The 13,901-nt window shown below is 62.7% G+C and carries 14 protein-coding genes; 6 read left to right on the top strand and 8 right to left on the bottom strand.

The features are described 5' to 3' along the window. The first annotated feature begins 139 nt into the window (after positions 1-139). On the top strand, positions 140-1,717 hold the full coding sequence (gene gshA, locus WF331_RS09090; protein WP_016497552.1) for a glutamate--cysteine ligase: 1,578 nt from the start codon (positions 140-142) through the stop codon (positions 1,715-1,717). Further along, positions 1,717-2,349: a TetR/AcrR family transcriptional regulator gene (locus WF331_RS09085; protein ID WP_340622819.1), complete on the top strand. Its 633-nt coding sequence runs from the start codon at positions 1,717-1,719 to the stop codon at positions 2,347-2,349. The genes gshA and WF331_RS09085 overlap by 1 nt, the downstream gene beginning before the upstream one ends. A gap of 122 nt (positions 2,350-2,471) precedes the next feature. Here WF331_RS09085 and WF331_RS09080 read toward each other — a convergent pair whose 3' ends face one another. The 8 genes from WF331_RS09080 to WF331_RS09045 all read right to left on the bottom strand — a co-directional run bounded on the left by WF331_RS09080 (position 2,472) and on the right by WF331_RS09045 (position 9,620). Next, the gene (locus WF331_RS09080; RefSeq protein WP_008095172.1) at positions 2,472-2,687 is read right to left on the bottom strand and encodes a TOBE domain-containing protein; all 216 of its coding nucleotides are present in this window, start codon (positions 2,685-2,687) and stop codon (positions 2,472-2,474) included. Positions 2,688-2,731: 44 nt separating this feature from the next. Next, complete coding sequence (gene ssuB, locus WF331_RS09075) at positions 2,732-3,544, bottom strand: aliphatic sulfonates ABC transporter ATP-binding protein (RefSeq protein WP_049277447.1); 813 nt, start codon at positions 3,542-3,544, stop codon at positions 2,732-2,734. Then, the gene (gene ssuC / locus WF331_RS09070; RefSeq protein WP_016497549.1) at positions 3,541-4,338 is read right to left on the bottom strand and encodes an aliphatic sulfonate ABC transporter permease SsuC; all 798 of its coding nucleotides are present in this window, start codon (positions 4,336-4,338) and stop codon (positions 3,541-3,543) included. The genes ssuB and ssuC overlap by 4 nt, the downstream gene beginning before the upstream one ends. 10 nt (positions 4,339-4,348) lie before the next feature. After that, complete coding sequence (gene ssuD / locus WF331_RS09065) at positions 4,349-5,497, bottom strand: FMNH2-dependent alkanesulfonate monooxygenase (RefSeq protein WP_016484400.1); 1,149 nt, start codon at positions 5,495-5,497, stop codon at positions 4,349-4,351. A gap of 59 nt (positions 5,498-5,556) precedes the next feature. After that, on the bottom strand, positions 5,557-6,522 hold the full coding sequence (locus tag WF331_RS09060) for a sulfonate ABC transporter substrate-binding protein (RefSeq protein ID WP_016497548.1): 966 nt from the start codon (positions 6,520-6,522) through the stop codon (positions 5,557-5,559). Between the two features lie 85 nt (positions 6,523-6,607). Next, positions 6,608-7,201 (bottom strand): NADPH-dependent FMN reductase, encoded by a 594-nt coding sequence (ssuE, locus tag WF331_RS09055; protein WP_016497547.1) that lies wholly within the window; start codon positions 7,199-7,201, stop codon positions 6,608-6,610. A 286-nt stretch (positions 7,202-7,487) separates the two neighbouring features. Continuing rightward, positions 7,488-8,126, bottom strand: a complete 639-nt coding sequence (locus WF331_RS09050; protein WP_016497546.1) for a peroxiredoxin — start codon at positions 8,124-8,126, stop codon at positions 7,488-7,490. Between the two features lie 165 nt (positions 8,127-8,291). Then, positions 8,292-9,620, bottom strand: coding sequence for an OprD family porin (locus WF331_RS09045; protein WP_016497545.1), 1,329 nt, complete (start codon positions 9,618-9,620; stop codon positions 8,292-8,294). Positions 9,621-10,272: 652 nt separating this feature from the next. Between WF331_RS09045 and tauA the strand changes: the two genes are divergently transcribed. The 4 genes from tauA to tauD are packed head-to-tail and all read left to right on the top strand — an operon-like array spanning position 10,273 to position 13,764. Next, on the top strand, positions 10,273-11,244 hold the full coding sequence (gene tauA, locus WF331_RS09040) for a taurine ABC transporter substrate-binding protein (RefSeq protein ID WP_016497544.1): 972 nt from the start codon (positions 10,273-10,275) through the stop codon (positions 11,242-11,244). Positions 11,245-11,257: 13 nt separating this feature from the next. After that, complete coding sequence (gene tauB / locus WF331_RS09035; RefSeq protein WP_016497543.1) at positions 11,258-12,046, top strand: taurine ABC transporter ATP-binding subunit; 789 nt, start codon at positions 11,258-11,260, stop codon at positions 12,044-12,046. After that, entirely contained in the window at positions 12,043-12,882 is an 840-nt protein-coding gene (gene tauC / locus WF331_RS09030) for a taurine ABC transporter permease TauC (RefSeq protein ID WP_340622818.1), read from the top strand. The genes tauB and tauC overlap by 4 nt, the downstream gene beginning before the upstream one ends. A gap of 48 nt (positions 12,883-12,930) precedes the next feature. Further along, complete coding sequence (tauD, locus tag WF331_RS09025) at positions 12,931-13,764, top strand: taurine dioxygenase (RefSeq protein WP_016497541.1); 834 nt, start codon at positions 12,931-12,933, stop codon at positions 13,762-13,764. Positions 13,765-13,901 lie beyond the last annotated feature (137 nt).

The following is a 13,901-nucleotide window of genomic DNA, read 5'->3' as shown; positions in this document are numbered from 1 at the left end:
TCTGCGGTATTTTCAGCAGTGCGCTGGCACTGCTGGAACCGCGTAAACCAGGCGACAACGCCAGTTCCTTTCTTCCTACCCTTGTAGACCGTTATCTCTACCCCCATATTGGGGCGACTGACGCGTGAAGGAATACATCTTGAGCGAACTCCTCAACCGCCGCCTGAGCCTGCTCGGCGCCAATCTTCCCCTGCTCAAGCAGTGCCTGCACGGTATTGAGCGCGAATGCCTGCGCGTGACCGACGAAGGTCGCCTGGCCCAGACCCCGCACCCGGAAGCTCTGGGGTCGGCGCTGACCAACGAGCAGATCACCACTGATTATTCCGAGTCGCTGCTGGAGTTCATCACCCCAGCGCTGCCCGACCCGGCCAAAGTGCTCGAAAGCCTCGAACAGACCCACCGTTTCGTCTACAGCAAGCTGGGCGACGAATACCTGTGGAGCCCGTCGATGCCGTGCACGCTGCCGGCCGAGGAGGACATCCCGATCGCCGAGTACGGCAGCTCGAACATCGGCAAGCTCAAGCACGTCTACCGCAAGGGCCTGGCCCTGCGCTACGGCCGCACCATGCAGTGCATCGCCGGTATCCATTACAACTTCTCGCTGCCCGAAGCCCTGTGGCCTCTGCTGCGCGAAGCCGAAGGCAGCACGCAAGACAACCGCGACTACCAGTCGTCAGCCTACATCGCCCTGATCCGCAACTTCCGCCGCTACAGCTGGCTGCTGATGTACCTGTTCGGCGCCTCGCCAGCGCTGGACAAAGGCTTCCTGCGTGGCCGCCCGCACCAGCTCGAAGAGCTGGACGCCGAAACCCTGTTCCTGCCCTACGCCACCAGCCTGCGCATGAGCGACCTGGGCTACCAGAGCAACGCCCAGGCCGGCCTCACGCCTTGCTACAACAACCTGGCCAGCTACACCGACAGCCTGCGCAAGGCCGTGGGCACGCCCTACCCGCCTTATGTCGAGGTCGGTACGCACGTGGACGGCGAGTGGGTGCAGCTGAACACCAACATTCTGCAGATCGAGAACGAGTACTACTCGAACATCCGCCCCAAGCGCGTCACCTACACCGGCGAGCGGCCGATCCAGGCCCTGACCTCGCGGGGCGTGCAGTATGTGGAAGTACGTTGCCTGGACATCAACCCGTTCCTGCCGGTAGGTATCGACTTGACCGAGGCGCGCTTCCTCGACGCGTTCCTGCTGTTCTGCGCCCTGGAAGACAGCCCGCAGCTGGACAACGGCGAATGCCGCCAGTGCACCGACAACTTCCTGACCGTGGTGAAGGAAGGCCGTCGCCCGGGCCTGGAGCTGCATCGTGATGGCCAGCCGATCACCCTGAAGGATTGGGCCAGCGAGCTGATTGAGCGTATCCGGCCACTGGCCGACCTGCTCGACCAGGCGCAAGGCGGCGATGCCCACGGCAAAGCCCTGGATGCCCAGCAGGCCAAGGTGGATGATGCCGCGCTGACCCCGTCAGCCCAAGTGCTGGCACGCATGACCGAGCACGACGAAACCTTCATCCAGTTCTCCCTGCGCCAAAGCCGTGTCCACGCCGAGACATTCCGCGAACAGCCACTGAGCAACGAACAGCAACAGGCGTTCGAAACACTGGCCCGCGAATCGCTCACCAAGCAGTCCGAGCTGGAGCAGGAAGAGGTCGGTGACTTCGACCTGTTCGTCGGCGCCTATCAGGCCAGCATCCTGGCGATCAGCAACTGATGAGCCGCGCCGTCGCCTCGCGCAAGCCGCGCGCCAGCAGCCAGGCCAGGATCGAGGCGATCCTGGCGGCTGCGCGTGAGCTGCTGGCCGAACAAGGGGTGGCGGCACTTTCCATCTACAGCGTGGCCGAGCGGGCGCAGATTCCACCGTCGTCGGTGTATCACTTCTTCGCCAGCGTGCCGGCCCTGCTGGAAGCGCTGACGACCGATGTACACCGGGCGTTTCGTGAAGCCCTGAGCGCACCGTTCGACAGCAGCGCGTTCAGCACCTGGCACCAGCTGTCACGGCTGATCGAGCAGCGCATGCTGGATATCTATAACGAAGATGCTGCGGCGCGGCAGCTGATTCTGGCCCAGCACGGCCTGAGCGAAGTGGTGCAGGCCGACCGGCAGCACGACATGGAACTGGGCGACTTGATGCACAAGTTGTTCGACCAGCATTTTCACCTGCCGGTGATGCCGCTGGATGTGGATGTGTTCGCCCTGGCCATGGAACTGAGCGACCGGGTATATGCGCGGTCGGTGCAGTTGCACGAGGCGATCACCCCGCGCATGGCCGAAGAAGGCAAGCGGGTGTTCGAGGCGTATCTGGGGTTATACCTGCCGCCGTTTCTGGCCAAGCGTCAGCCTTGAAGGCCTCATCGCCGGCAAGCCAGCTCCCACAGGTACAACACAAGGCTTGAAACCTGCGCAGTACCTGTGGGAGCTGGCTTGCCGGCGATTGGGCTGCAAAGCAGCCCCATGGGCCACGTTCATCACAGCTTGGCGATAGACACTTCAGTCGACTTCACGAAGGCAATCACTTCGCTGCCAACCTGCAGCTCCAGCTCTTTTACCGAGCGGGTGGTGATGACCGAAGTGACGATACCCGAGGCAGTCTGCACGTCGATTTCCGACAGTACCGGGCCTTCGAGGATTTCTTTCACGGTGCCTTTGAACTGGTTGCGGACGTTGATGGCTTTGATGGTCATGATGTCATTCCTTCTCTATGGCTTCAGTCAGGTAAGTGAGTGGTTCAGTGCGCCCAACGCAGTTGCGTGGGCAGCGGGGCTACAGGGTCCGGCTCGGGCGCAGTGCCCGGGGCCGACAGAACACGGTTGAGCACTTCGCTTTCCAGCGCGGCCAGGCGGTGCGAACCACGTGCCCTGGGCCGTGCCAGGTCGACCGTAAGGTCAAGCCCGACTTCGCCGTCCTCGATCAGGATCACCCGGTCAGCCACGGCAACTGCCTCGCTGACATCGTGGGTGACCAGCAGCACAGTGAAGCCGTGCTGACGCCACAGGCGTTCGATCAGTTGCTGCATTTCGATACGGGTCAATGCATCCAGCGCACCCAGCGGCTCATCCAGCAGCAGCAGGCGTGGCTGGTGAATCAAGGCGCGGGCCAAGGCCACACGCTGCTTCTGGCCACCGGAGAGGGCTGCCGGCCATTCATTGGCGCGGTCGGCCAGGCCAACCGCATCCAGCGCTTCCAGCGCACGTGGGCGCCAATCACCCGACAGGCCCAGGCCAACGTTGTCGATCACCTTCTTCCACGGCAGCAGGCGCGCGTCCTGGAACATCAGGCGGGTTTCTTCACGGGCCTCTTCCAGCGGCGCAGCACCGGCCAGCAACTGCCCGCCAGTGGGCTGGTCGAGCCCGGCCAGCAGCCGCAGCAGGGTGCTTTTGCCGCAGCCGCTGCGGCCAACGATGGCAACGAACTGGCCGGCCGGAATGTGCAGGTCGATGCCCTTCAACACTTCGCGCTGGCCAAAGGTCTTGCGCAGGCCATTGGAGGCCAGCGGGATGCCACGCAGCAGGCGTGGCGGCTGTTCCTTGAGCACAGTCATGCACCCTCCTTCTTGGCCACTTGATAGGCCGGGTGCCAGCGCAGCCAAACACGTTCCAGGCCACGGGCAGCGAGGTCGGCGAGTTTGCCAAGCACGGCATACAGGACGATGGCCAGTACCACCACGTCGGTCTGCAGGAACTCACGGGCGTTCATCGCCAGGTAACCGATGCCGGCATTCGCCGAAATGGTTTCGGCCACGATCAGGGTCAGCCACATGAAGCCCAGGGCGAAGCGCACCCCCACCAGGATCGATGGCAGCGCGCCCGGCAGGATCACCTGGCGGAACAGGCTGAAGCCGGACAAGCCGTAGCTGCGCGCCATCTCTACCAGCGCCGGGTCAACGTTGCGAATACCGTGATAGGTGTTCAGGTAGATCGGGAACAGCGTGCCCAGCGCGACCAGAAAGATCTTTGCCGACTCGTCGATACCGAACCACAGGATCACCAGCGGGATCAGCGCCAGGTGCGGCACGTTGCGGATCATCTGCACCGAGCTGTCGAGCAGGCGTTCGCCCCAGTTCGACAGGCCGGTGATGAAGCCCAGTACCAGGCCGATGCTGCCGCCGATGGCGAAGCCCAGGCCGGCACGCCAGCCACTGATGGCCAGGTGGGTCCAGATGTCGCCGCTGCGCACCAGCTCGACACCGGCGCTGACCACTGCGCTAGGTGCCGGCAGGATGCGCGTCGACAGCCAGCCAGCGCTGACCGCCAGTTGCCAGACCGCCAGCAGCAGCACCGGCAGCGCCCACGGCGCCAGGCGCTGGGTCAGGGTGGAGGAAGTTGCACGACTCATGGCCCGGCCCTCAGCTCTGCGACACGGATTTGGGCAGGATGTCGTTGGCCACCATCTCGCCGAACGGGCTCACGTAGCCACCGGTTTTCGGTTGCTCCGGGCGCTGAACATCAAGGTGCGGGAACAGCAGCTCGGCAACGCGGTAAGACTCTTCGAGGTGTGGATAACCCGAGAAGATGAAGGTATCGATCCCCAGGTCGGCATATTCCTTCACCCGCGCGGCGACAGTCGGGCCGTCGCCTACCAGCGCGGTACCGGCGCCGCCACGTACCAGGCCAACGCCTGCCCACAGGTTGGGGCTGACTTCCAGGTTGTCGCGGTTGCCGCCGTGCAGGGCAGCCATGCGCTGCTGGCCCACCGAGTCGAAGCGCGCCAGCGAGGCCTGGGCACGGGCGATGGTGTCATCGTCCAGGTGCGAGATCAGGCGGTCGGCGGCGGCCCAGGCTTCTTCGTTGGTTTCCCGCACAATCACGTGCAGGCGGATACCGAAGCGTACTTCACGGCCTTGAGCGGCCGCTTTTTCGCGCACCTGGGCGATTTTCTCGGCAACGGCTGACGGCGGCTCGCCCCAGGTCAGGTACAACTCGACCTGCTCGGCGGCCAGGTCCTGAGCGGCCTCGGAGGAACCGCCGAAATACAGCGGCGGGCGTGGTTGCTGAATCGGCGGGTAGAGCAGCTTGGCGCCCTTCACCTGGATGTGCTTGCCGTCGTAGTCGACGTTTTCGCCTTCCAGCACCTTGCGCCAGATACGGGTGAACTCGACCGACGCTTCGTAGCGTTCCTGGTGGTTCAGGTGCAGGCCATCACCGGCCAGTTCATCCGGGTCGCCACCGGTTACCAGGTTGAACAGGGCACGGCCATTGGACAGGCGATCCAGGGTCGCAGCCTGGCGTGCTGCCACGGTCGGCGAAATGATGCCCGGACGCAGGGCAACCAGGAATTTCAGGTGCTGGGTCACAGGGATCAGCGACGCGGCCACCAGCCAGGAATCCTCGCAGGAACGGCCGGTCGGGATCAGTACCCCACCAAAGCCCAGACGGTCGGCGGCCTGCGCGATCTGCTGCAGGTAACCGTGGTCGACCGCACGCGCGCCGTCGGAAGTGCCCAGGTACTTGCCGTCACCGTGGGTCGGGAGGAACCAGAAAATATTAAGGCTCATTGGAGTTGTCTCCTCAAGGGTGGCTCAGCCAGGGCGGCGCCCCGGCACAGGCGAATCAATCAAGGCGCGCTAGCGACCTTGGCCGGGGGTGTCCAGATCACGTCCTTGATGCTCAGCGGCTTGGGTATCAGCTTGAGCGCCTGGAAGGTGTCGGCGATTTTCTGTTGTGCGGCCACTACCTCGGGAGTCAGCGGTGCTGCACCGTAGCCTTGGCGCTTGACCGAGGTCAGGGTGATGTCGGCAGGCAGGCCGAGCAGCGGTGCCACCTGGTCGGTCACTTCCTGCGGGTTGGCCTGCGACCATTCGCCCACGGCGCGCACTTCCTCGATGAGGGTGTTGATCACCGCCGGGTGCTGGGTCGCGTAGTTGCGGGTGGCCAGGTAGAACTGGTGGTTGTCGACCAGGCCCTTGCCGTCACGCAGGGTACGGGCCTGCAATTGTTTTTCCGCAGCGGCCTGGTACGGGTCCCAGATCACCCAGGCATCGACGCTGCCACGCTCGAATGCGGCGCGGGCATCGGCAGGGGGCAGGTACACCGGCTGGATATCGCTGTACTTGAGGCCGGCGTCTTCCAGGGCGCGGACCAGCAGGTAGTGGACGTTGGAGCCTTTGTTGAGGGCGACTTTCTTGCCTTTGAGTTCCTTGATCGACTGGATCGACGAACCCTTCGGCACCAGGATCGCTTCGCTGTGCGGCGCTGGCGGCTCGTAGGCCACGTAGAGCAGATCGGCGCCGGCGGCCTGGGCAAATACGGGCGGGGTTTCGCCGGTAACGCCAAAGTCGATGGAGCCGACGTTCAGCCCTTCAAGCAGCTGCGGGCCGCCGGGAAATTCGGTCCACTGCACCTGTACGCCCTGCTCGGCCAGGCGCTTTTCCAGCGTGCCCTTGGCCTTGAGCAGCACCAGGGTGCCGTATTTCTGGTAACCGATACGCAGGCTTTCGGCCTGGGCTTGGGTAATGGCGCCGAAGGACACAGCCGCCGCAAACAGGGCGACCAGACCGCGACGCAAGAAGACTGTGCGCATGGCGCTCTCCTGTGCGAATGAGGTTCGGGTTGCACCTGCTTGCCTCGTTATCGGGCGAGTAAGGTGGTGAAGCGGGTTGTGCCGGTCAGATGCTCCAGCGGGCGCTGATCAGGCGTTCGTTCAGTACGCCGGGGGCCACGGGGCGTGGCCGACGGGCCAGGGCAACGTGGAAGGTTTCCAGCGAGTCCAGCAGGCGTTCTTCCAGTGCCGGCACCAACTGCGCGGGCTTCGTGCCGTCTGCATAAGACACCTGGCTGTCGTCGGCGAAGATCCCTTGCAGGGTCTCTTGAGCCTTGAGTGCCGACAGCACGGGTTTCAATGCGTAATCCACCGCCAGCATGTGGGCGATGCTGCCGCCGGTGGCGATCGGCAACACGATCTTGTGGGCCAGGGCGCGTTCGGGCAGCAGGTCCAGCAAAGTCTTCAGTGCACCGGCAAACGAAGCCTTGTACACCGGGGTGGAAACGATCAGGCCATCGGCCTGGGCTACCAGTTGCTGGAAGTGCTGCACATGCGGGCTGTCGAAACGGGCATGCAGCAGGTCTTCGGCGGGGAAGTCACGTACCTGGAACGTCACCACTTCAACGCCACGGCCCTGCAGCCACTGGCGCGAACGCTCAAGCAGCACGCCGGAGCGTGAACGAAGACTTGGGCTACCACCGATTGAGACGACCAGCATTGCTGCGCTTCCTTGTGTTCTGTTGGAGGTGACATTAACAGCTGCTATATATATCTAGAAATCATATTTTTTCATTTGGTTATTCCATTATTGTCTTTATTCGGGAGGGCCTATTCGCGGGCGCGCCCGCTCCCACCGGATTATGTGGAAAGCCGGGTCTGCACTGTTTCTGTGGGAGCGGGCGTGCCCGCGAAGAAGCCCACACATTCTGCGCAGGCATAAAAAAGGGCCGTCGAAACGGCCCGAAAATCCCTGCTTGGCTAAGAGCAATGCAACGAGGAATCCTTTAACGATTTGGCTGTGGGGTCAGACGCAGATAGGGTTTGACCGCCCGGTAACCTTTGGGGAAGCGCTGCTTGATTTCTTCCTCATCTTTCAGCGAAGGCACGATCACCACCTCGTCGCCGTCCTGCCAGTTACCTGGCGTGGCGACCTTGTGGTTGTCGGTCAACTGCAGCGAGTCGATCACCCGCAGGATTTCATTGAAGTTGCGCCCGGTACTGGCCGGATAGGTAATGGTCAGGCGCACCTTCTTGTTCGGGTCGATGACGAACAGCGAGCGCACGGTCAGGGTGTCGCTGGCGTTCGGGTGAATCAGGTCGTACAGGTCGGACACCTTGCGGTCGGCATCGGCGATGATCGGGAAGTTGACCACGGTGTTCTGGGTCTCGTTGATGTCCTCGATCCATTTATGGTGCGAGTCGACCGGGTCCACCGACAGGGCGATGGCCTTGACCCCGCGCTTGGCGAAATCGTCCTTGAGCTTGGCGGTCAGGCCCAGCTCGGTGGTGCACACCGGAGTGAAGTCGGCCGGGTGGGAAAACAACACCCCCCAGCTGTTGCCCAGCCACTCGTGGAAGCGGATTTTGCCTTCGCTGGAATCCTGTTCGAAATCGGGGGCGATATCGCCGAGTTTGAGGCTCATGGGCTGCGGCTCCTTGGCTGGGTTCTGTACCGTATGGGTTCAATGTGCCTGCATTCGGTTAAAAACAAAAAGAATAAATAACGATTTATTTATAACCATAATTCATACCAATTTACGGGCACAAAAAAGCCTCGCACTAGGCGAGGCTTCTTTTTCAGCTACGGCTTACAGGAAGTTGTAAGTGTAGTTGAAGATCAGACGGGTCTGATCCTGGTCAGCCAGTGAGCTGGTGCCGGTGCCACGGTATACGCCGTGACGCAGGCTGGCGCCCAGGCCCTTGAAGGTGCCTTCCTGGATGACGTAGTCGATACGGGCATCACGCTCCCACTCGCTGAAGTGGCCGTTGCCGTTGGCGTTCTTGCCATCTTCACCTTTCAGGTAGGCAACCGAGGCTTTCAGGCCTGGCACACCCAGGCGTGCGAAGTCGTAGGCGTACTGGCCGAAGGTGGTGTTTTCACCAGCCTTGGCGAACTGGTTGATCATGCTGTCGGTGAACAGGTAGAAGCTGGAGCCACCGGCGCCTTCGTTACGGCCGTTGCCGTCAACCACGTTGCCTTGGTTCAGCCAGACGAAACCACCATCGTCATTGACGCGCTGGTGGCCGAGCATCAGCGAGTGGCCACCCAGGGTGTAGGTGAACATCGCGGACCAGGTCTTGTTGTCGACCTCGCCAGTGTTCTTGGCATAACCGCCGTTGTTGCTGAAGCGGTAGCCGGCCTCACCGTTCTTGCCGTCGCTGCTGCTGTCGAAGTAGCGCAGGTCGGTCTTGAACGACTGGTCGTCAGCAATCTTGAACACGTGGGTCGCGCCCAGGAAGTGCTGCTTGTAGAAGTCTTCCAGGTTCGAGTAGTAGTACTGCAGGGTCAGGTCTGGAGTGAGCTTGTAGTCCAGGCCGCCGTAGCGGAACTTGTTGCTGTCCTGGGTAGCACCGGCTACCGACAGGCCGGTACGGTTGCTCGAAGCACGGCCCATGGCGTGGGTCAGCTGACCGGCGTTGATGGTCAGGTTGTCGATTTCCTTCGACTGGATGGTGCCACCCTCGAAGGTTTGCGGCAGCAGACGGCCATCGTTGGAGACCAGGATCGGCAGGTTCGGCGCCAGGGCGCTACCGTAGTGAACTTCGGTCTTCGAGAAGCGCGCCTTGGCGTTGGCGCCAACGCGAGCCCACTGGCTTTCAGCAGAGCCGTCGCTGTCGCTCGGGAAGAAGCTGCTGTTGTCTGGGTGCTTGCCACGGCCACCATCCAGGTGGATACCCCACAGGGCCTGTGCATCGACACCGAAACCAACGGTGCCTTCAGTGAAGCCGGAGATGTAGTCGAGCTTGAAGCCCTGACCCGACTCGCGGTTGTCAGCACCGCCATCACGGTTGTCGTTGTTGAAGTACATGGTGCGCGAGCTGAGCGACAGTTTGCTGTCTTCAACGAAACCGGCAGCGCCTGCTTGTTGGGCGAGAACCCCCAGTGCCACGGCCAGGGCCAGGCTGGACTTGTACATGTTTTGCTCCTCTACGTTCTAATTTTTGTGTATCTCTGGCGGAGGGATCTGCTGCCCCTTCTCACCGTGGATTGGCGATTTAGTCCCAAAGCGTGACCACTAAGTCAATCGTTTCTAAACGTTTCGCGACTTTGGTCTAAGACGCCAGCTGCGCTACAGGATAATGACAATCCTATAAATCCAAAATGACCGTTTTATGAATTGGTAAGATTTTTACGGAATATGGTTGGAACCTTTACAGCAAAACGTTGTAGCAACCCTGCCATTAATAACCATTTGTTATTTGCAAACGTTTGCTCATAACCTAATTCCGGATCGTTCTATAGGGTCGAAAAAGCCTAGCAGCCCGCTTTGATTTCGCCACTAGGCAGGATCGCCACTAAAGTAGCGGGGCCTTTTACGGTCAATGTGGGAGCGGCCTTGTGTCGCGATGGGGCGCGAGGCGGCCCCAGGACTTCAGCTTCGTCGCGTAAATTGCCGGGGCCGCAGTGCGGCCCATCGCGACACAAGGCCGCTCCCACAAAAACCGCACTCACCTGGGCTTAAAGCATTTGGCTCCTAAGCTAATGCAAAAAAGTTATTTATTTTTAAATTCTTAGATCATTTAGTCTCTCGCCATCCATCGCCCTGATTGCCTGACGAGAGGTTCACCATGATCCCGCACGCTCCGCTGCGCCTGTTCGCCGCCCTGACCCTCGCCAGCACCAGCTGGGTTGCCCAGGCCGCCGACCTGACCGTGGCCTACCAGACCACCGTCGACCCGGCTAAAGTGGCTCAGGTCGATGGCGACTACGAAAAAGCCAGCAAGGCCAGCATCGACTGGCGCAAGTTCGATAACGGCGCCGACGTGATCACTGCGGTGGCCAGCGGCGACGTGCAAATCGGCTACCTGGGTTCCAGCCCGCTGGCTGCTGCCGCCACCCGCAAGCTGCCGGTCGAGACCTTCCTCATCGCCACCCAGATTGGCGCTGGTGAAGCGCTGGTCGCCCGCGACAGCATCAAGACTCCACAAGACCTGATCGGCAAGAAGGTCGCCGTGCCGTTCGTTTCCACCGGCCACTACAGCCTGCTGGCCGCCCTGAAAAGCTGGAATATCGACCCGTCCAAGGTACAGATCCTCAACCTGGCGCCACCGGCCATCATTGCCGCCTGGAAGCGCGGCGACATCGATGCCACCTACGTCTGGGACCCAGCCTTGGGCGTGGCCAAGGAAAACGGCAAGGTGCTGATCACCTCGGGCGAACTGGCCCAGAAAGGCGCACCCACTTTCGATGCCTGGATTGTGCGCAAAGACTTCGCCGACAAGCACCCTGAGGTGGTCAAAGCCTTTGCCAAAGTCACCCTCGACGCCTACGCCGACTACCGCAAGGACCCGAAAGCCTGGCTAGCCGACAAGGGCAACGTAGACAAGCTGGTGAAGCTGTCCGGCGCCAAGGCCAGCGACATCCCGGTGCTGCTGGAGGGCAACGTGTACCCACTGGCCGCAGACCAGGCCAACGCCCTGGGCGCGCCGACCACCCAGGCACTGACCGACACGGCCAACTTCCTCAAGCAGCAAGGCAAGGTCGACGCCGTACTGCCGGACTACTCGCCGTACGTCAGCGCCAAGTTCCTTCCAAACTGATCCGGAGCCCGTCATGGCCTTGCTCGAGCTGGAGCGCATCAGCGCACAGTACCCTGGCGCCAGCACCCCGGTGCTGGCCGACATCAACCTGAGCCTGGGGCCTCGCCAGCTGCTGGTGGCCTTGGGGCCTTCCGGCAGCGGCAAGACTTCGCTGCTCAACCTGATCGCCGGCTTCGTCGCCCCCAGCGGCGGGCGCATCACCCTCGACGGCGTACCGGTGCAGGGCCCTGGTGCCGAGCGCGGTGTGGTGTTCCAGGACGATGCCCTGCTGCCATGGCAGAACGTGCTGGGCAATGTCGCCTTCGGCCTCGAACTGGCCGGCGTGCCCCGCGCCCAGCGTGAGGCCAAGGCCCGCGAAATGCTCGCCCTCGTCGACCTCGATGGCTTTGGCGAACGGCGCATCTGGCAGTTGTCCGGTGGCCAGAAGCAGCGCGTAGGCCTGGCCCGCGCGCTGGCGGCCGACCCACGGGTATTGCTGATGGACGAACCGTTCGGTGCCCTCGACGCGTTTACCCGCGAGCAGATGCAGGAACTGCTGCTGCAGGTGTGGCAGCGCACCGCCAAGCCGGTGTTCCTGATTACCCACGACATCGAAGAAGCGGTGTTCCTTGCCAGCGAACTGGTACTGCTGGCGCCCAACCCGGGGCGCGTAGTGGAGCGCCTGCAACTGGACTTCGGCCAGCGCTATGCCGCTGGCGAATCAGCCCGGGCCATCAAGTCCGATCCCGCCTTCATCGAAACCCGCGAGCATGTGCTGGCGCGGGTGTTCTCCCAACGCCAAAGCCTGCAGGAGCGCGCATGAGCAGCCTGGACCTGCCGGTCGCCGGCAAGCACAACGCCCAAACCCGGCCAGCCGCCAAGCAGCGCCGGCCATTGTCCACCCGGTGGATCAGTGCTCTGACCATGGTCAGCCTGCTGCTGGTCTGGTGGCTGGTGACGGCCGCCGGCTGGATCGAACCCCTGTTCCTGCCTTCGCCCGGTGACATCCTGGCCAGGGCCTGGACCCTGCTGACCCAAGGTTACATGGACGCCAGCCTGTGGCAGCACCTGGGCGCGAGCCTGGGCCGCATCGGCCTGGCGCTGGTGGCCGCGACCCTGACCGCGATCCCGGTCGGCATCGCCATCGGCTACAACCGCGTGGCCCGCGGCATCCTCGACCCGCTGATCGAGTTCTACCGGCCCATCCCGCCGCTGGCCTACCTGCCGTTGATCGTCATCTGGTGCGGTATCGGCGAGCTGTCGAAGGTGCTGCTGATCTACCTGGCGATCTTCGCCCCGATCGCCATTGCCACCGCCACCGGTGTGCGCACGGTCGACCCGGCCAAGCTGCGGGCGGCACAGTCGCTGGGCGCGACCAAGAAGCAGCTGATACGCCATGTGATCCTGCCCAGTGCGCTGCCCGACATCCTCACCGGCATCCGCATCGGCCTGGGGGTGGGCTGGTCGACACTGGTCGCCGCCGAGCTGATTGCCGCCACCAGCGGCCTGGGCTTCATGGTCCAGTCGGCGGCGCAGTTCCTGGTCACTGATGTGGTGGTGCTGGGTATTTTGCTGATCGCCCTGATCGCCTTCGCCCTGGAAATGAGCCTGCGTGCCCTGCAACGCAAACTGGTGCCCTGGCACGGGCAGAGCCACTGATTGCCGACTGACCACGCCGGCAACCCGGCGCCTAGAACGAGAAAAGACATGAGCCTGACCGTTACCCCTCTCAGCCCGGCCCTCGGTGCCCAGATCAGCGGCGTGGACATCAGCCGCGATATCACTGCAGAAGAACGCGACGCCATCGAACAGGCGCTGCTCAAGCATCAGGTGCTGTTCTTCCGCGACCAGCCGATCAACCCCGAGCAGCAGGCGCGCTTTGCCGCCCGCTTCGGCGACCTGCACATTCACCCGATCTACCCCAACGTGCCGGAAACCCCGCAGGTGCTGGTGCTCGACACGGCAGTCACCGATGTACGCGATAACGCCGTGTGGCACACCGACGTGACCTTTTTGCCGACCCCGGCACTGGGCGCGGTGCTCAGCGCCAAGCAGTTGCCCGCCTACGGTGGCGATACCCTGTGGGCCAGCGGTATCGCGGCCTTCGAAGCCTTATCGGCGCCGCTGCGCGAGATGCTCGACGGGCTGACCGCCACCCACGACTTTACCAAGTCGTTCCCGCTGGAGCGTTTTGGCACCACGCCGGAAGACCTGGCGCGCTGGGAGGCCACGCGGCGCAACAACCCGCCGCTGTCGCACCCGGTGGTGCGCACGCATCCGGTGAGCGGGCGCAAGGCGTTGTTCGTCAATGAAGGGTTTACTACGCGCATCAATGAGCTGAGCGAGCTGGAAAGCGATGCGCTGTTGAGGCTGCTGTTCGCCCATGCGACGCGACCGGAGTTCAGCATTCGCTGGCGTTGGCAGGAGAATGACGTGGCGTTCTGGGACAACCGCGTGACCCAGCATTTTGCGGTGGATGATTACCGGCCGAACCGGCGGGTGATGCACCGGGCAACCATCCTTGGGGATGCACCTTTCTAGCAGTTGCCTGTCTGGCCTCTTCGCGGGCTTGCCCGCTCCCACAGGTACACACAGGTTTCGAAACCGGTGCCGTGCCTGTGGGAGATTCTATGGTTTTCAGCAAGGCGCTTTCCCACCCTTGGTGACATATTCGTCCT

Origin of the sequence: Pseudomonas sp. YNh (assembly GCF_037993085.1) — a bacterium.
GTDB lineage: Bacteria > Pseudomonadota > Gammaproteobacteria > Pseudomonadales > Pseudomonadaceae > Aquipseudomonas > Aquipseudomonas putida.
Note: the sequence above shows the minus strand (reverse complement) of the source record. Positions and strands in the feature narration are given on the sequence as shown.